The organism is Pseudomonas sp. P1_A1 (genome assembly GCF_056406935.1).
Window position 1 is genome coordinate 1 of record NZ_JBFTZE010000007.1, and the last position, 16,787, is coordinate 16,787.

The following is a 16,787-nucleotide window of genomic DNA, read 5'->3' on the forward strand; positions in this document are numbered from 1 at the left end:
TCCACTGGCGTCTCCAACCTCACCGAAACCAATGCCGCCGTCGACATTTCCACCGCCGGTACCCTGACCATCAGCGACGTCGACAGCGCCGCAACCTTCGTCGCSCAAACCAACACCGCCGGCAGCTACGGCCARTTCTCCATCGGCACCGACGGAGCCTGGAMCTACGTCGCCAACTCCGCGCACAACGAGTTCGCCGCCGGYACCACCTACACCGAYACCTTCGCGGTGAGCAGTGCCGACGGCACCCTCACTTCGGTCACCGTGCACATCCTCGGTACCAACGATGCGGCCGTGCTGTCCACCGGCRTCGCCAACCTCACCGARACCAATGCCGCCGTCGACATTTCCACCGCCGGCACMCTGACCATCAGCGACGTCGACAGCGCCGCAACCTTCGTCGCGCAAACCAACACCGCCGGTAGCTATGGCCAGTTCTCCATCGGCACCGGTGGTGCCTGGACCTACGTCGCCAACTCCGCGCACAACGAGTTCGCCGCCGGTACCACCTACACCGACACCTTCGCGGTGAGCAGTGCCGACGGCACCCTCACTTCGGTCACTGTCCATATCGCCGGCAGCAACGACGCGCCGACGATCACCTCCAACGGTGCTGGTGCGACGGCTTCGGTCAACGTGGCGGAGAACACAACGGCGATCACGACGGTAACGGCGACCGATGTTGATCTGCCGGCACAAACGCTGAGCTACAGCATTGTCGGTGGAGCGGATGCCGCGAAATTCTCGATCGCTTCAGGCACAGGCGTGCTGAGCTTTATCTCTGCACCCAACTTTGAAGCACCGACTGATTCGGGGACGAACAACGTCTATGACGTGATTGTGCGGGCATCGGACGGCACGCTGTTCGACGACCAGGCGATCGCGGTAACCGTAACGGGCGTCAACGACAACTCCCCGGTGATCACCTCCAACGGTGCTGGTGCGACGGCTTCAGTCAACGTGGCTGAGAACACCACAGCGGTCACGACGGTGGCAGCGACCGATGCAGACCTACCGGCACAAACGCTGACCTACAGCATCGTCGGCGGAGTGGATGCTGCGAAGTTCTCGATCGTTTCAGGCACCGGCGTGCTGAGCTTTATCTCTGCACCCAACTTTGAAGCACCGACTGATTCGGGAACGAACAACGTTTATGACGTGATTGTGCGGGCATCGGACGGCACGCTGTTCGACGACCAGGCGATCGCGGTAACCGTAACGGGCGTCAACGACAACTCCCCGGTGATCACCTCCAACGGTGCTGGTGCGACGGCTTCGGTCAACGTGGCTGAGAACACCACGGCGGTCACGACAGTGGTGGCGACCGATGCTGATCTACCAGCGCAGACGCTGAGCTACTCGATCCTGAATACGGCCGGGACGGACTTCAGCAAGTTCTCGATCAGTTCAAGCGGGGTGCTGACGTTCAATTCGGCGCCCGATTACGAGAATCCCCAGGATGTCGGGGGTACCGATGGCGACAACGCCTACGTTGTGGATGTTCAGGTGGCCGACGGCAATGGCGGAATCGACACACAGACCATTACGGTAAACGTGCAGAACGTCGTTGAGACGCCAGTTGATACTGTGCCGCCGACGGTGGCAGTGACGGGGACGGCCCTAGGGAGTTCGGTCGGTTCAACGTCGACAGTCACATTCCAGTTCAGTGAGACGGTGAGCGGTTTCACCCTGTCTGATGTCGCAGTGACGACAACGAGCGGAGTGCCCCGCGGAACCTTCAGTAACTTTACCCAGGTCGACGGCGATACCTTCACCGCGACGCTGACCAGAACGCAGAGCGGTAGCATAAAAGTCGACGTTGCCGCGAACAGCTACACCGACCTGGCGGGTAATCCTGGTGCGGCCGGCAGCAGTGCCAACCTTCCGGCAGGCGTTGCCGGCGACCCCATCAATCTAGCCCTCAACGTTCCGTTGGCCGATATCAGCGGCCCCGTAACGGTGTCCATCAGCGGGGTTCCCTCGGGGTGGGTGTTCAATGCAGGAACCGACAACGGCGACGGCACATGGACCGTGCACACCAACGATCCCGGCGCATTGACTGTGACAGCCCCAAGCGACTTCGTGGGTGCGTTGGTGCTTGACGTCAACATGAACTGGAGCAACAGCGACGGCAGCACCGCCAGCGCCTACGTGTTCAACAACGTCGAAGTCTACGCCCCGGGCGCGCCAATCTTCGCCTTGTCCGCTGACGACAACCTGACCGGCTCGTCTGGCGCCGACACCTTCGTCTTCGCCCAGCCGATCGGCAACAACCAGATCTACAATTTCAACGCCACGGCAGACAAGATCGACTTGATTGGCTTCACGGGCGTCAACGGCTTTGCAGACTTGAGTATCACTAACGACGCCAACGGCAATGCACTGGTCAGCATAAGCACCGGCCAGACGGTCACTCTCAAAGGTGTCGATGCGGCGGACTTGAGCGAAGCGAACTTCCAGTTCGATGTCGACCCGCTCACCAACAACACCGGTACCCTCACCATTGCCGACGGCGCGATCATGCCGTTCGGTGGCAGCATCAATAACAGCGGCACCATCGAGCTCGGCTCCGCCGGCAGCGTGACCAGCCTTGAGGTTCTGTTCCGTGGCGCGACGTTAACCGGTGGCGGCCAGGTGCTGCTATCCGACAACGCGCAAAACGTGATTTTTGGCGGCAGTGCCGACACCGTGCTGACCAACATCGACAACCGCATTTCCGGCGCCGGCCAGTTGGGCGCCGGGCAGATGGTGCTGATTAATGCGGGGCTGATCATGGCCAGCGGGCTGAACAGCCTGGTGCTCGATACCGGCACCCACACTATCACCAACAGCGGGGTGCTGGAGTCCACAGGCCCAGGCGGCATGACGGTGGCCAGTACGGTCGAAAACACCGGCCACCTGTGGGCCAATGGTGGCGACCTGCGCCTGCTGGCCGACGTGACCGGCGATGGCAGCGCGACCATCGACGGTAACGCGACCCTGACCTTCTCCGGTGCTGCACACGGGTCCGTCGCCTTCCACGGCGAAGGCGCGGGCACGCTGGTGATCGCACAGGCCGAAACAGCGGGCTCGCTGGCCGGCATCCTCGGCCTTGAGAGCGATGACATGCTGACGTTCGGCAATCTCGCTTTCGGCGCCAACACCCAGCTCAGCTACAACGCCAACGCCTCTGGCGCCGGCGGCCTGCTGACAGTGGACGACGGCGTGCATCGGGCCGAGGTGAACCTGCTGGGGCATTACTCGGCGGAAGACTTCCAGGTCACCGACGGCGGCGCGGCCGGCACCCAGGTCAGTTACCACGGAGAATCCAGCGGCACGCTGGTGGGCACCATGCTCGCAGACACGATCAGTGGCGGCGACGGCAACGACATCATCGTAGGCCGTGAAGGCGCAGACACGCTCAGCGGTGGCGCGGGCGCCGACGTGTTTGCCTACTTCAACGTGAATGAAGGCGGCGACCATATCCTCGACTACAACTACGCCGAAGGGGACAAAATCGACCTCTCCGCACTGCTCAAGGCGAACTTTGTCAGCGGCACCAGCCAGGTGTCGGACTTTGTCCAAGTGGTGCAGACCGGCAGCGACATCACCGTGAAGGTAGATACCGATGGTGCAAGCAATGGCAAGAACTTCGTCGACGTGGCGGTGCTTGACCACACGGGTACGCCTGGGCCAGATCTGGTGCGCACCTGGTTCGGGGATTCCGAGCATACGCTGACGGCTTGATATTAGGCTGGAGTTGAGCAGTTGATAATGGTGGAGACCAGGGAAGGTCGAACCATTATCTGGCTACTCACTCCTTCGCTCACACCGCCCCTGACCATTTGATTCACCGGAGAATGCAACGCGTTAGATGAACCTCTGGGTTGCGTAGTTTAATGTGCACTACCCTGGAAAAGGATTTCATCGTGTACATCAAAGGACGCTACATCGTATCTGCCTGCGCACTGCTGTTTTTCCAGCACGCACTGGCGACCGGAATGGACTGCACAAAAGCGGCAAACGCTGTCGAAAATACAATTTGCGCGAACAAAGGACTGTATGAGCTGGATACGCAAATGGGGTCGGTCTATCGAACGCTGATGAACGCCGCTTCGCCGGCGCAGGTTGAACTGAAGAGATCCCAGCGCCAGTGGTTGAAAGTGCGCAATGAATGCGTCGAAGACGTCTCCTGCCTGGACCAACACTATCGCGAACGCTTGCAGGCATTGCACATGCAATGGGTCGACGTCGTTGCCTATCAACCCGACGGTGTCGATAAACAGGTGATGGAGGATTTGCAACAACGCATCCAGGACCTGAGCAAGGACAATCCGGAGTTTGCACTGGAGCGAGCACTCGACTCTATGGCGTTCGACAGCAGCACAACTTCATTCCCTGGTGACTCGGGTGAAGATGAGCAATCCCTCTTTCCCAAGACCATTCCCCAAGATGTTACAAAGGACGAATGGAAGGCGCTGAAAGCTTCCGACATCGACGACGCCGCTGAATCCGGGCACACCTCATACACGCTGATGGATATGGATGGCGACGGACAGCGTGACCTCATCGTTGAAACCTATTCCGGCGGCACCGGGATGTTCAGTTACACGCAAACCTACCGTCGAAGTGAAGGTCGGTTCATCAGCAGGACATCGGGGCCTGCCCATGAATCCGGCCCACTTTTCTATACCAATGAACGCGGCGCCAACCAATCCGTGAACTGGATCAAGGCTCGCGGAAAAATCTACTTAGCCTACCGAAACGGTAGCTACGGCGTTGACCAGGTCTTTCTTCTCAATCCCCTGAAGATCAATAACAAAGTGCCTACACTGACCGTTCGCTACGGCTATCAACTGACAGTGCCCCACACTCAATATCTGGAGGACGGCACCACCGCTTTCGAACTGGAGCCAGCCCTGCATAAGGCACTCGCGAAAGCCCTGATCAAAGTGAATACAGATGAAACCCTGGAGACTGGTCAACAAAAACCCCCGATCTGCCCGATCCCCCCTTCAGTAAAAGACAGTGATGACTATTACAGCTTCGGAGCGAGTTACTACGCGGTCGAACCCGTCGCCGATATGCCGGTGGTCATCGGCAATGAGTGCTACATCGCAAGGCTGATCAATTGGTACGGGAGCTACGGCAACAAGAATGGACTGTTTGCACTACTGACGTTGCGCAAACCGGGATCTGAAGATCAGGAACGCAGTTATTCGGTCAACGGACGTCGACATATCACACGAGTGAGCACATCAATTGGCAAGACCGAAGGTGGGGCTGAAAATTTTTAGTCAGCTCATCCACCGATAGATAGCCACAAAAAAAGCCCCACCAGATCACTCTGTGTGGGGCTTTCAAATATATGGTGTCCCAGGGCAGGTTCGAACTGCCAACCTTCCCCTTAGGAGGGGGATGCTCTATCCAATTGAGCTACTGAGACACAAGTTGCGCGCAAGGAATGCGCGGCGATGGACGGCGTGCATGTTAACGGGCAGGCCCGCTTTTGTCATGTCGTCCGTAGGGCTTTTTAAGTGTAGGCAGACGCCCCACGGTAGCGTGGCTTTGTTTACCGTGCAAATTGCATCACCGCAAAATGCCATCATTGCATAATGCAATGCCGGCATTTTGTTAAAATAGCTTAATTCGTTGTTTTTAAAGGATTTAATAGCCGTTAAACTTTTGGCATGCGGGCTGCTTCGACTGTTCTCCAGGAACGAAGGAGATCAGCCCCATGAACAGCGCTCTTTTAGTCGCAAATGCAGTGGCCCTGGCGGTTCTGTTGGGTTTTCAGTTCTTCCCCGAAAACGACGCCGTGATGGTTGCCCAACGCACGCCCCATGACCTGCAGCTGCAAAAAGCGCCTCAATTGGCAGCCATGAGCGATCAACACAGTTTTGTCGGCCAAGAGGTGAGCCAGGAGAGCACTCAGCTGCGCACGCAGTCTTTTGAACGCTTGGTATTTTGAATCACCCCATCAGGAGCACAGCATGTCCAAATCAGCCGCAGGGTTTTTTATCCTCGCTTTACTGAGTGGCATCCTTCATCTGTCATTAGTCCAGGACACGATCGTCACCCTACCCCTGATTGCCTGCGGCGTGTTCAGTGCGCTGTTCGTGCTGGCCCTGATCGCCGGGCGCAAGATCAAGTTCGATCCGGTTCTGCGCTGACGCTCAGCAACTCCAGAAGACTGGCAACGGTGATCGCAAGGTCTCCGGAGTTATCGAGTCGCCGGATCTGCGCATCACCGATTGAATCGTCAGCCGTGAACAGCGCATTGCGGCGCAGTCTCGCTTCAATTTCTGCCGGGCTTTCACGCCCCCGCCGTAGCAGGCGTTCTCGCAGAACTTCATCCTTGACCGTCAACAGCACTGGCAATATCGTGGGATAGTGCTGCTGCGCTTCTGCCAAGTGGCCGCGCGAACCATTGATCAGCACATCGCGACCGTCCTTGAGCCATTGGTCTATGCGCGCAGGAATACCGTAATCCAGCCCATTGGCCTGCCAATACAGCGCGAAATCCCCTTTGCTTCTGCGTCGCTCAAACTCTTCGCGGGACACCTCGATGGCGTCTTCGCCCACGGATTCAGCCGAACGCGTAATAACCCGCCGCACGACTTCACAATTGCGCTCCCGCAACGGCCCGCGAGCGGCTTCGATGAGGCTGTCCTTGCCGGATCCCGAAGGCCCCATTAAATAAATCAGCCTGCCATCCATCCTGAAATCATCCCATACCGTCCGTCCGCCCTAGTAAATCGGCCATTTGCCACTATCCTGTACAAGGTAAGGAACAAGGATCGAATCCGCATAGCATGCACCTTCAGGCGTCTTCGAGCATCACCTGTTGGGCAAGAGGACGCGGTCAGCGATACGGACTCATGGAATGTTTTCAAACCAGTCCGCATTTCTGATAATAGGTGCTGGCATTAAGCCTTTACCCAGATCAATATTTGTCACAGAATTGACGCCAATGATCTGGCTAATTTGAGGCATGATGTGCGCCTCTATCAATTCAGGTTGAACATTTGGTCGGAGTGCTTGTCCTATCTGACATCCTGCGGCCTATCCCGAGAACCGCTCCCCTGAACTAACCGGTTAAATATATGCGCCCATTGAAACAGGCAATTTATTCCAGCCGTACGGCTGACAAGTTCGTCGTACGTCTGCCAGACGGAATGCGTGAACGCATTGCCGAGGTGGCTCGCAATCATCATCGCAGCATGAATTCCGAAATCATCGCGCGCCTTGAGCAGAGTCTTATTCAGGAAGGCGCGTTGGGCGAAGAATTGAGCATGCGCCTGGACAGCCCCGAGCTGTCATTGCACGAACGCGAACTGCTGCAACGCTTCCGCCAACTCTCCCACCGCCAGCAAAACGCTCTGGTTTCGCTGATCGCACATGACGCCGAAATGGCTGCAGACGCTTCCTGATTCATCCCGAAAGCTCAAGCCAGCGTAATTGCTGGCTTTTTTTTGCCTGAAATTCGGCCAAAAAAAACCCGCCGATTGGGCGGGTTCTTTGAGGTAGAACGTCAGAGCAGAAAAATCGTCGCCAGCCCGAGGAAGATGAAAAAGCCACCACTGTCGGTCATCGCAGTGATCATCACGCTCGCGCCCATTGCCGGGTCGCGCCCAAGCCGCGCCAGGGTCATCGGAATCAACACCCCCATCAATGCCGCAAGCAACAGGTTAAGCGTCATGGCGGCGGTCATCACCACGCCCAGGGACCAACTGCCATAAAGCAGGTAGGACACCACACCAATCACCCCACCCCAGACCACGCCATTGATCAAGGCGACCGCCAACTCCTTGCGCATCAACCTCGACGTATTGCCGGTACTGACCTGGTCCAGCGCCATGGCCCGAACGATCATGGTGATCGTCTGGTTACCCGAGTTGCCGCCGATACCCGCCACGATCGGCATCAATGCCGCGAGCGCGACAAGTTTCTCGATAGAGCCCTCGAACAAACCGATCACCCGGGATGCAACAAACGCGGTGATCAGGTTTATCGCCAGCCAGGCCCAACGGTTGCGCAGGGATTTCCAGACTGACGCAAAAATATCTTCTTCTTCGCGCAGACCCGCCATGTTGAGAACTTCGTTTTCGCTCTCTTCACGAATCAGGTCGACCATTTCATCGATGGTCAGACGACCAATAAGCTTGCCGTTCTTGTCGACCACCGGGGCCGAGATCAAGTCGTAACGCTCGAACGCCTGAGCAGCCTCGTAAGCGTCTTCGTCCGGATGAAAACTCACCGGATCGCTGGCCATCACTTCCGAGACCTGTTTATCCGGGTCGTTGACCAAAAGGCGCTTGATCGGCAACACGCCCTTGAGCACGCCGTCGTAATCGACCACGAACAGTTTGTCGGTATGGCTTGGCAACTCTTTGAGACGACGCAGGTAACGCAACACCACTTCAAGACTGACATCCTCACGGATGGTCACCATCTCGAAGTCCATCAGCGCACCGACCTGCTCCTCGTCATAGGACAACGCGGAGCGGACGCGCTCACGCTGTTGCGCATCGAGGGTTTCCATCAGCTCGTGGACGACGTCTCGCGGCAGCTCGGAGGCCAGGTCAGCGAGTTCGTCGGCATCCATGTCCTTGGCCGCCGCCAGGAGCTCGTGATCATCCATGTCGGCGATCAGGGTTTCACGAACCGAATCGGATACTTCGAGCAGAATGTCGCCGTCGCGGTCGGCCTTGACCAATTGCCAGACGGTCAGACGATCGTCCAGTGGCAAGGCTTCAAGGATGTGGGCAACGTCGGCGGAGTGCAGATCATCGAGCTTGCGTTGCAACTCGACGAGGTTTTGCCGGTGAACCAGGTTCTCGACCCGGTCGTGATGCGGACCTTCCTGGCGATGAGTCAGGTCTTCGACCACCCGCTGGCGCTGCAGCAGCTCAACGACTTGAGCGAGGCGGTCCTGCAAGCTTTCCTGCGTTTTCTTTACTTCAACTTCAGACATAGGCGAACTCCACTCCCAGCAGCGGGGCACGCCGGAAGGATCAATCAGTCAATTCATGATTGTAAAAACGGGGTACTGAGTAACTACTGGGTAAGTCCATGGAGGTATTCCACAAGCCCCGGCGGGGCTGACGGGCGCAATGATAACACCGCCTGACGGTTTTAAACGTTAAAAAATCGCGGCTGAAACAAGCGCTTGCGAGACAAACCTGAGCGCTGTCCTGATCCATGGAACTGCGACGACTCATCCTGAAAAGAAAACACACCGCCGTCGAAAAATGTAACGGCTACCCTTGATAAGGACCGTCAAGGAGGACGTCGAATGCCATGGAATGCTGATTATTTTTTGCTTGCCGCCCTGCTCTGCCTGCCGCCCTGGGCGTTTGCTACGACCGTCCACCGGTGCGAAGCCCCTGATGGTCGCATCACCTTCACGACCTTGAGCTGCACGGCCGGAGAAAGCCTTTCGCTTCAGGACGTGCGCACGTTCTTGCCAGGCAGCACGACAGCCCTGATGCCAGAAGCCGAGGTTCGCGAAACATCGGGTATGAAAAAACCAAGGAGAGAGCCGACGGTCGTTGGTCAGTCCGAGGACAAATGTGGAAATCTGCTCAGCGCGAAGGAACGCCGTATCGCGATCATCAATCAGCGAGTGGTTGCCGGCATGAGTCAGCAGGATGTCGAAAGCGCTCTCGGCAAGCCAGACAAGATCAGCACTCGCAATTCAGCCATGAGCTACCGCTACGACAACAAGCGAGGGCGCAGTGCTCACATCGAGTTCGATGAGAAAGGTTGTACCAAAGGAAAAGCCAAATCGCAGACGGCAAAAAGCCCGCGTTAAACGCGGGCTTTTTGTTGTTTGGTGCACTCGACAGGATTCGAACCTGTGACCGCTCGGTTCGTAGCCGAGTACTCTATCCAGCTGAGCTACGAGTGCATTTGTGTTTTTATACCAGATCACAACTGGTTGGAGCCAAGTTATTCACATTGCTGCAAACAACTCTTAAATGGTGCACTCGACAGGATTCGAACCTGTGACCGCTCGGTTCGTAGCCGAGTACTCTATCCAGCTGAGCTACGAGTGCATTTGTTGCCGCGCATTATAGGCCGTTAAATCTTTTTGTAAAGCACTTTTTCTATTAATTTCAACAACTTACCGAAGAAGCCAGATTACAACGTACTAAACAAATAATGGCGGAGAACGGGGGATTCGAACCCCCGACACCCTTTTGAGGTGTACTCCCTTAGCAGGGGAGCGCCTTCGGCCACTCGGCCAGCTCTCCGCAACACGGGGCGTATATTAACCAGCTTTATCCCCGTTTGCAAACATAAAAAACGATAAAAATTAATGGCTTGGTTCTTCGTCCTTCTCTTTCTTGATACGCAGGTAAATTTCCTCACGGTGCACAGCCACCTCTTTCGGGGCGTTGACACCAATACGCACTTGATTTCCTTTAACGCCGAGCACGGTCACGGTGATTTCGCCATCACCAATAATCAGGCTTTCTGCGCACCGACGAGTCAGAATCAGCATACCTTTCTCCTCACGCATTTCATTTCAGGGACAACAGTCTGCAAAAAAAAGGCATCCGACCTACAACCGAAAAGGTCGCAGCCCTACATGCCTGAGTATTGACTAGCGCGAGCAAAAGAACAGTTTTGGTACGCACCATTCAAAAAACGAAGGGCGCGGTCAGACCGCGCCCTTCGGGGGAAACGCGTTACTCGCCCTGTCGGGCCGGCGCGTCCAGTTCGAAAGCTGTGTGCAGGGCGCGCACAGCCAGTTCCAGGTACTTCTCTTCGATCACCACGGACACCTTGATTTCCGAAGTCGAGATCATCTGGATGTTGATGCTTTCTTTCGCCAGGGATTCGAACATGCGGCTGGCCACGCCTGCGTGGGAGCGCATGCCGACGCCAACGATCGAGACCTTGGCAATCTTGGTGTCGCCAACCACTTCACGGGCACCGATCTCGCGAGCGGTGTTTTCCAGCACGGATTGCGCCGCCTGGTAGTCGTTGCGGTGCACGGTGAAGGTGAAGTCGGTGGTGTTATCGTGCGCAACGTTCTGCACGATCATGTCGACTTCGATGTTCGCGGCACTGATCGGGCCGAGAATCTTGAACGCCACGCCCGGGGTGTCTGGCACGCCACGGATGGTCAGCTTGGCTTCATCGCGGTTGAAGGCGATGCCGGAAATGATCGGCTGTTCCATGGTTTCCTCTTCATCAATAGTAATGAGGGTGCCCGGACCCTCCTTGAAGCTGTGCAGTACGCGCAGCGGAACGTTGTACTTGCCGGCGAACTCGACCGCACGGATCTGCAACACCTTGGAACCGAGGCTGGCCATTTCCAGCATCTCTTCGAAGGTGATCTTGTCCAGACGCTGAGCCACGGACACCACACGCGGGTCGGTGGTGTAGACACCGTCGACGTCGGTGTAGATCTGGCATTCGTCAGCCTTCAGGGCTGCCGCCAGTGCCACGCCAGTGGTGTCGGAACCGCCACGACCGAGCGTGGTGATATTGCCGTGCTCGTCGACGCCCTGGAAACCGGCGACAACCACCACACGACCGGCCTTCAGGTCGCCGCGAATCTTCTGGTCATCAATCTGCAAGATACGCGCTTTATTGTGCGCGCTATCCGTCAGAATCCGTACCTGGTTGCCGGTGTACGACACCGCTGGCACGCCACGCTTGATCAGCGCCATGGCCAACAGTGCAATCGTCACCTGCTCACCGGTGGAAACGATCACATCCAGTTCACGCGGAACCGGTTGGCCGTCGCCACTGATTTGCTTGGCCAGATCGATCAGACGGTTGGTTTCGCCGCTCATTGCAGACAGCACAACCACCAGGTCATCGCCCGCATCGCGGAATTTCTTAACCTTGTCGGCGACCTGCTCGATTCTCTCGACAGTGCCGACTGAGGTGCCTCCAAATTTCTGTACGATCAAAGCCATTTCAAAGCCGCCTCTGCCCATGAAGGGCGCCCAATAATCACTCAAACAGCGTTCTGGCCCGCCACTAGACCGCGGGCCAGGCACACTGCCTTATAAACCCTGCTCTACAAATGGAACAGTCAGGGCCAATGCGGCATCCAGTGCGCCAGCGTCAGTACCACCGCCCTGCGCCATGTCTGGACGACCACCGCCCTTCCCGCCCACTGCCGCAGCAGCCTGTTTCATCAAATCACCGGCTTTGAGTTGGCCAGTCAGGTCTTTGGTCACGCCTGCAACCAGAACGACCTTTTCCTCATGGACACTGCCGAGCAGGATCACTGCGCGGCCGAGTTTGTTTTTCAGTTGATCGACCAGTGCCAGCAGCGCCTTGCCGTCCTGGCCGTCCAGACGCACGGCCAGCACTTTCACGCCTTTGACGTCCAGGGCAGAGGCCGACAGATCGTCGCCCGCCGCGCTGGCAGCCTTGGCCTGCAACTGCTCGAGTTGCTTCTCCAGCAGACGGTTGCGCTCCAGCACAGCCGACAGCTTGTCGATCAGGTTATCGCGACTGCCCTTGACCAGGTTGGCCGCTTCCTTGAGTTGTTCTTCTGCAGCATTCAAGTAGGCCAGTGCCGCGGCACCGGTGACTGCCTCGATACGACGCACACCCGAAGCCACACCGCCTTCGCTGATGATTTTCAGCAGACCGATGTCGCCGGTACGGGTGGCGTGAATGCCGCCGCACAGCTCGACGGAGAAATCGCCCATGCTCAGCACGCGTACGCTGTCGCCGTACTTCTCGCCGAACAGCGCCATGGCGCCTTTCTGCTTGGCGGTTTCGATGTCGGTTTCTTCGGTTTCAACTTCGGAGTTCTTGCGAATCTCGGCGTTGACGATGTCTTCCAGCGCCTTCAACTGCTCAGGCTTGATCGCTTCGAAGTGGCTGAAGTCAAAGCGTAGACGCTGACTGTCGACCAACGAGCCTTTCTGCTGAACGTGTTCGCCCAGCACCTGACGCAATGCAGCGTGCAACAAGTGAGTCGCCGAGTGGTTCAGCGACGTCGCGTGGCGCACTTCGGCATCGACATGAGTCTCCACCGGAGCACCTACGATCAGGCTGCCCGAATCCAGCACACCGTGGTGCAGGAACGCACCGCCGGTCTTGGTGGTGTCGCGCACGTCGAAACGCGCAGCGCCAGCCTGGAGGAAGCCGCAATCACCAATCTGACCACCGGATTCGGCATAGAACGGCGTCTGATCGAGCACGACCACGCCCTCTTCGCCTTCGCTCAGTACGTCAACCGATTGCCCTTCTTTATAGAGAGCAACGATTTTGGCGGAACCGCTGTGAGCGGTGTAACCGGTGAATTCGGTGGCCACATCAACCTTGACCAGGCTGTTGTAGTCCATGCCGAAGGAGCTGGCGGAGCGGGCACGCACGCGCTGGGCTTCCATTTCGCGCTCGAAGCCTGCTTCGTCGATGGTCAGGCTGCGCTCACGGGCGATGTCTCCGGTCAGGTCCATCGGGAAACCGTAGGTGTCGTAGAGTTTGAACACTACGTCGCCCGGTACCACGTCGCCTTTGAGTTCGGCCAGATCCTGCTCGAGGATTTTCAGGCCCTGCTCCAGGGTCTTGGCGAATTGCTCTTCTTCGGCCTTCAGCACGCGCTCGATGTGCGCCTGTTGGGATTTCAGCTCAGGGAACGCTTCGCCCATCTCGGCGACCAGGGCCGCAACGATCTGGTAGAAGAAGCTGCCCTTGGCGCCCAATTTGTTGCCGTGACGGCAAGCGCGACGAATGATCCGGCGCAGTACATAACCGCGACCTTCGTTGGACGGCAGCACGCCGTCGGCAATCAGGAAACCGCAGGAACGGATGTGGTCAGCCACGACTTTCAGGGAAGCCTGATTGTCGTTGGTGCAACCGATGGCCTTGGCCGATGCGCTCAGCAGGCTCTGGAACAGGTCGATTTCATAGTTCGAATGAACGTGCTGCAGCACGGCACTGATCCGCTCAAGACCCATGCCGGTATCCACCGACGGGGCTGGCAACGGGTGCAACACGCCATCGGCGGTGCGGTTGAACTGCATGAACACGTTGTTCCAGATTTCGATGTAACGGTCGCCGTCTTCTTCCGGCGAGCCCGGTGGGCCACCCCAGATGTCGGCGCCGTGATCGTAGAAAATCTCGGTGCAAGGACCGCACGGGCCGGTATCGCCCATGGTCCAGAAGTTGTCGGAAGCGTACGGCGCGCCCTTGTTGTCGCCGATGCGAACCATGCGCTCGGCCGGTACACCGACTTCTTTGGTCCAGATGTCGTAGGCCTCGTCATCGCTGGCGTAGACGGTCACCCAGAGTTTTTCTTTCGGCAGGTTCAGCCATTTGTCGGAGGTCAGGAACGTCCAGGCAAAGGTAATGGCGTCACGCTTGAAATAATCGCCGAAGCTGAAGTTACCCAGCATTTCGAAGAAGGTGTGGTGACGGGCGGTATAACCGACGTTTTCCAGGTCGTTGTGCTTGCCGCCGGCGCGCACGCATTTCTGGCTGCTGACGGCGCGGGTGTACGCGCGTTTTTCCTGGCCCAGGAAGCAGTCCTTGAACTGGTTCATCCCCGCGTTAGTGAACAGCAGGGTTGGGTCGTTGCCCGGAATCAAAGAGCTGGAGGCTACACGGGTGTGGCCTTGTTCTTCGAAGAAGCGAAGGAAGGCTTCACGGATTTCTGCGCTTTTCATTAGGTTCTTCCACGGAGGCTGCGGCCAAAGGCCTGTGCGAAACGTCAACAGACGAAGCGACGGCAAAGGGCCGCATTATATCGGCCCTGCGCGCGGGGTACAGCGTGTTTATACGATAGAAATGGTCAATTGGACCGCTAACGCGATCAGATGCGGGAAAACTCGACGAATGTAGCGACGACCTGCTCGATTTGCGCACGGCTGACGTCCATGTGCGTGACCATTCGCAGACGAGCGGCAGCGCTGAGCTTGACCCCGCGTGTCGCGGCGAAGGCCTTGAGCGCTTCGGCCTTGTCGCCCATTTTTACGTAAACCATGTTGGTTTGCACCGGCTCGACCTCATACCCCGCCGCTCGCAGGCCTTCGGCCAGCCATTGTGCGTTGGCATGGTCGTCGGCCAGGCGCTGAACATTATTATCCAGCGCATACAGCCCCGCCGCCGCGAGAATCCCGGCCTGGCGCATGCCGCCGCCGACCATCTTGCGCAGACGTCGCGCCTTGGCGATCAACTCCGCCGAGCCGCACAGCACCGAACCGATCGGCGCGCCCAGGCCTTTGGACAGGCAAACCGAAACCGAATCGAAATGCTGAGTGATCTCCCGGGCATCGACACCCAGCTTGACCGCCGCGTTGTAGAGACGCGCGCCATCCAGATGCAGCGCCAGGCCATGCTCACGAGTGAAGCGGCGAGCCTGGGCCAGATATTCCAGCGGCAGCACCTTGCCCTGCATGGTGTTTTCCAGCGCCAGCAAACGGGTGCGCGCGAAGTGGAAGTCGTCCGGTTTGATCGCGGCGGCGACTTGCGCCAGGTCCAGCGAACCATCGGCTTGCACTTCCAGCGGCTGCGGCTGGATCGAACCGAGCACCGCCGCGCCACCACCTTCGTACTTATAGGTGTGGGCCTGCTGACCGACAATGTACTCGTCACCGCGCTCGCAGTGAGCCATCAAGCCCAGCAGGTTGCTCATGGTGCCCGTCGGGACAAACATTGCCGCGGCAAAACCCAACTGATTTGCAAGCTCGGCTTCCAGTCGATTGACCGTCGGATCTTCGCCATAAACGTCGTCACCGGTGGCCGCATTGGCCATCGCGTCGAGCATCCCTGCGGTCGGTTGAGTGACGGTGTCGCTACGAAGATCGATAACGCTCATGAATCTGGCCTCGGTAAACAGGGGAAGAATCCGTTTCGGAAAGGAATTACTGCCGTCATGCCGACAATTAATCAAGCCTTGAACGAGGAAAAGGCGCTTTATGCCTTCGGAAAACCCGATAGCAATCATCAGAAAGCAGCCATGCACGCCCCGAAAATATGTGTTAAAAACGCTTCGCCGCCAAACAATCTGGCGGCAAAACGTTCTCAGGGCGGGGTGCAACTCCCCACCGGCGGTAATTGCGCGCAATGCGCATAGCCCGCGAGCGCTTGGCGACAGGCACGGCAATGGCTGTGATGGCGGCAAGGTCAGCAGACCCGGTGTGATCCCGGGGCCGACGGTCATAGTCCGGATGAAGAGAGAACGGGATTGATACCAAAGGGCCGTCCGCAGCTCGTGCGAGCGTGCGTACCCTTAAATCCCATTCGATTCATAACGCCCTGTTTTTCACACAAACAGGAGTCAGAACATGCAACCCACCGCAATCGATAGCAAAAGCAAAAACCATCAGGGCGAGCGCGTCGCGTTCATCCAGGCCTGCTGGCACAAGGAAATCGTCGATCAGAGCCGTAAAGGCTTCGTCGCTGAAATGATTGCCCAGGGTTATCAGGAATCGGACATCGATTTCTTCGAAGTCGGTGGCGCCTTTGAAATTCCGCTGCACGCCAAGTTGCTGGCCAAGTCCGGCCGTTATGCCGGCATCGTCGCCGCGGGCCTGGTGGTCGATGGCGGCATCTATCGCCACGAATTCGTCGCCCAGTCGGTAATCAGCGGCCTGATGCAGGTTCAGCTGGAAACCGAAGTGCCAGTGTTCTCGGTGGTTTTGACCCCGCACCACTTCCATGCCGGTGAAGAACATCAGAAGTTCTTCTTCGAGCATTTCGTGCACAAAGGTCAGGAAGCGGCGAAGACGTGCGCGGATACACTGCACAAGACTCGCGCGTTGCGTCGTAGTGAGCCCCGCGCGGTAGCCGTCTAGTTGGATGATCGTTCCCACGCTCTGCGT

The 16,787-nt window shown here is 57.8% G+C and carries 13 protein-coding genes, 4 tRNA genes and 1 riboswitch; of the genes, 7 read left to right on the forward strand and 10 right to left on the reverse strand.

What is annotated here, in order from left to right; all coding sequences use genetic code 11:
• Nucleotides 1–3,726 (forward strand): beta strand repeat-containing protein (locus AC1D2Q_RS12170; RefSeq protein WP_477813334.1); only part of this gene is annotated, 3,726 nt, incomplete at its 5' end.
• Between the two features lie 182 nt (nucleotides 3,727–3,908).
• A complete protein-coding gene (locus AC1D2Q_RS12175) occupies nucleotides 3,909–5,276 on the forward strand; it encodes a lysozyme inhibitor LprI family protein (protein ID WP_477813335.1) in 1,368 nt (455 codons plus the stop codon).
• Nucleotides 5,277–5,348: 72 nt separating this feature from the next.
• On the opposite strand, the gene AC1D2Q_RS12180 is transcribed toward AC1D2Q_RS12175, so the two are convergent.
• A tRNA-Arg gene (locus tag AC1D2Q_RS12180) sits at nucleotides 5,349–5,425 on the reverse strand.
• 291 nt (nucleotides 5,426–5,716) lie between these two features.
• On the opposite strand from AC1D2Q_RS12180, the gene AC1D2Q_RS12185 reads away from it, so the two are divergent.
• Together AC1D2Q_RS12185 and AC1D2Q_RS12190 are read left to right on the forward strand one after the other, a co-directional pair.
• Nucleotides 5,717–5,950, forward strand: a complete 234-nt coding sequence (locus AC1D2Q_RS12185; RefSeq protein WP_477813336.1) for a hypothetical protein — start codon at nucleotides 5,717–5,719, stop codon at nucleotides 5,948–5,950.
• Nucleotides 5,951–5,972: 22 nt separating this feature from the next.
• Nucleotides 5,973–6,152, forward strand: coding sequence for a PA3371 family protein (locus AC1D2Q_RS12190; protein WP_477813337.1), 180 nt, complete (start codon nucleotides 5,973–5,975; stop codon nucleotides 6,150–6,152).
• Here the strand turns inward: AC1D2Q_RS12190 and phnN are convergent.
• Entirely contained in the window at nucleotides 6,127–6,699 is a 573-nt protein-coding gene (gene phnN / locus AC1D2Q_RS12195; RefSeq protein WP_477813338.1) for a phosphonate metabolism protein/1,5-bisphosphokinase (PRPP-forming) PhnN, read from the reverse strand. The genes AC1D2Q_RS12190 and phnN overlap by 26 nt on opposite strands.
• A gap of 386 nt (nucleotides 6,700–7,085) precedes the next feature.
• On the opposite strand from phnN, the gene AC1D2Q_RS12200 reads away from it, so the two are divergent.
• A complete protein-coding gene (locus AC1D2Q_RS12200) occupies nucleotides 7,086–7,412 on the forward strand; it encodes an Arc family DNA-binding protein (RefSeq protein WP_003178899.1) in 327 nt (108 codons plus the stop codon).
• A 101-nt stretch (nucleotides 7,413–7,513) separates the two neighbouring features.
• Here the strand turns inward: AC1D2Q_RS12200 and mgtE are convergent, their stop codons facing one another.
• Complete coding sequence (gene mgtE / locus AC1D2Q_RS12205) at nucleotides 7,514–8,956, reverse strand: magnesium transporter (RefSeq protein WP_477813339.1); 1,443 nt, start codon at nucleotides 8,954–8,956, stop codon at nucleotides 7,514–7,516.
• A gap of 321 nt (nucleotides 8,957–9,277) precedes the next feature.
• Here mgtE and AC1D2Q_RS12210 point away from each other — a divergent pair, with 321 nt between their 5' ends.
• Entirely contained in the window at nucleotides 9,278–9,796 is a 519-nt protein-coding gene (locus AC1D2Q_RS12210; protein WP_477813340.1) for a cell envelope protein SmpA, read from the forward strand.
• A 19-nt stretch (nucleotides 9,797–9,815) separates the two neighbouring features.
• Here AC1D2Q_RS12210 and AC1D2Q_RS12215 read toward each other — a convergent pair.
• The 7 genes from AC1D2Q_RS12215 to ltaE form a co-directional block, all read right to left on the reverse strand.
• Nucleotides 9,816–9,892 (reverse strand) — tRNA-Arg (locus AC1D2Q_RS12215).
• A 71-nt stretch (nucleotides 9,893–9,963) separates the two neighbouring features.
• Nucleotides 9,964–10,040, reverse strand: a tRNA-Arg gene (locus AC1D2Q_RS12220).
• A 107-nt stretch (nucleotides 10,041–10,147) separates the two neighbouring features.
• Nucleotides 10,148–10,238 (reverse strand) — tRNA-Ser (locus tag AC1D2Q_RS12225).
• A gap of 62 nt (nucleotides 10,239–10,300) precedes the next feature.
• The gene (gene csrA, locus AC1D2Q_RS12230) at nucleotides 10,301–10,489 is read right to left on the reverse strand and encodes a carbon storage regulator CsrA (RefSeq protein ID WP_002554426.1); all 189 of its coding nucleotides are present in this window, start codon (nucleotides 10,487–10,489) and stop codon (nucleotides 10,301–10,303) included.
• A gap of 187 nt (nucleotides 10,490–10,676) precedes the next feature.
• Nucleotides 10,677–11,918, reverse strand: a complete 1,242-nt coding sequence (locus AC1D2Q_RS12235) for an aspartate kinase (RefSeq protein WP_007934911.1) — start codon at nucleotides 11,916–11,918, stop codon at nucleotides 10,677–10,679.
• Between the two features lie 90 nt (nucleotides 11,919–12,008).
• On the reverse strand, nucleotides 12,009–14,630 hold the full coding sequence (gene alaS, locus AC1D2Q_RS12240; RefSeq protein WP_018926383.1) for an alanine--tRNA ligase: 2,622 nt from the start codon (nucleotides 14,628–14,630) through the stop codon (nucleotides 12,009–12,011).
• A gap of 146 nt (nucleotides 14,631–14,776) precedes the next feature.
• Nucleotides 14,777–15,781 carry a low-specificity L-threonine aldolase gene (gene ltaE / locus AC1D2Q_RS12245; protein ID WP_477813341.1) on the reverse strand — a complete coding sequence of 335 codons (1,005 nt, stop codon included), beginning with the start codon at nucleotides 15,779–15,781 and terminating at the stop codon, nucleotides 14,777–14,779.
• A gap of 198 nt (nucleotides 15,782–15,979) precedes the next feature.
• Nucleotides 15,980–16,150, forward strand: a riboswitch (FMN riboswitch).
• Between the two features lie 100 nt (nucleotides 16,151–16,250).
• Between ltaE and AC1D2Q_RS12250 the strand changes: the two genes are divergently transcribed.
• Nucleotides 16,251–16,760, forward strand: coding sequence for a 6,7-dimethyl-8-ribityllumazine synthase (locus AC1D2Q_RS12250; RefSeq protein WP_019582888.1), 510 nt, complete (start codon nucleotides 16,251–16,253; stop codon nucleotides 16,758–16,760).
• Nucleotides 16,761–16,787 lie beyond the last annotated feature (27 nt).

Coding starts and splice junctions, on each gene's coding strand:
- AC1D2Q_RS12185 (WP_477813336.1), top strand. CDS start 5,717: ATGAACAGCGCTCTTTTAGTCGCAAATGCAGTGGCCCTGGCGGTTCTG.
- AC1D2Q_RS12190 (WP_477813337.1), top strand. CDS start 5,973: ATGTCCAAATCAGCCGCAGGGTTTTTTATCCTCGCTTTACTGAGTGGC.
- phnN (WP_477813338.1), bottom strand. CDS start 6,699: ATGGATGGCAGGCTGATTTATTTAATGGGGCCTTCGGGATCCGGCAAG.
- AC1D2Q_RS12200 (WP_003178899.1), top strand. CDS start 7,086: ATGCGCCCATTGAAACAGGCAATTTATTCCAGCCGTACGGCTGACAAG.
- mgtE (WP_477813339.1), bottom strand. CDS start 8,956: ATGTCTGAAGTTGAAGTAAAGAAAACGCAGGAAAGCTTGCAGGACCGC.
- AC1D2Q_RS12210 (WP_477813340.1), top strand. CDS start 9,278: ATGCCATGGAATGCTGATTATTTTTTGCTTGCCGCCCTGCTCTGCCTG.
- csrA (WP_002554426.1), bottom strand. CDS start 10,489: ATGCTGATTCTGACTCGTCGGTGCGCAGAAAGCCTGATTATTGGTGAT.
- AC1D2Q_RS12235 (WP_007934911.1), bottom strand. CDS start 11,918: ATGGCTTTGATCGTACAGAAATTTGGAGGCACCTCAGTCGGCACTGTC.
- alaS (WP_018926383.1), bottom strand. CDS start 14,630: ATGAAAAGCGCAGAAATCCGTGAAGCCTTCCTTCGCTTCTTCGAAGAA.
- ltaE (WP_477813341.1), bottom strand. CDS start 15,781: ATGAGCGTTATCGATCTTCGTAGCGACACCGTCACTCAACCGACCGCA.
- AC1D2Q_RS12250 (WP_019582888.1), top strand. CDS start 16,251: ATGCAACCCACCGCAATCGATAGCAAAAGCAAAAACCATCAGGGCGAG.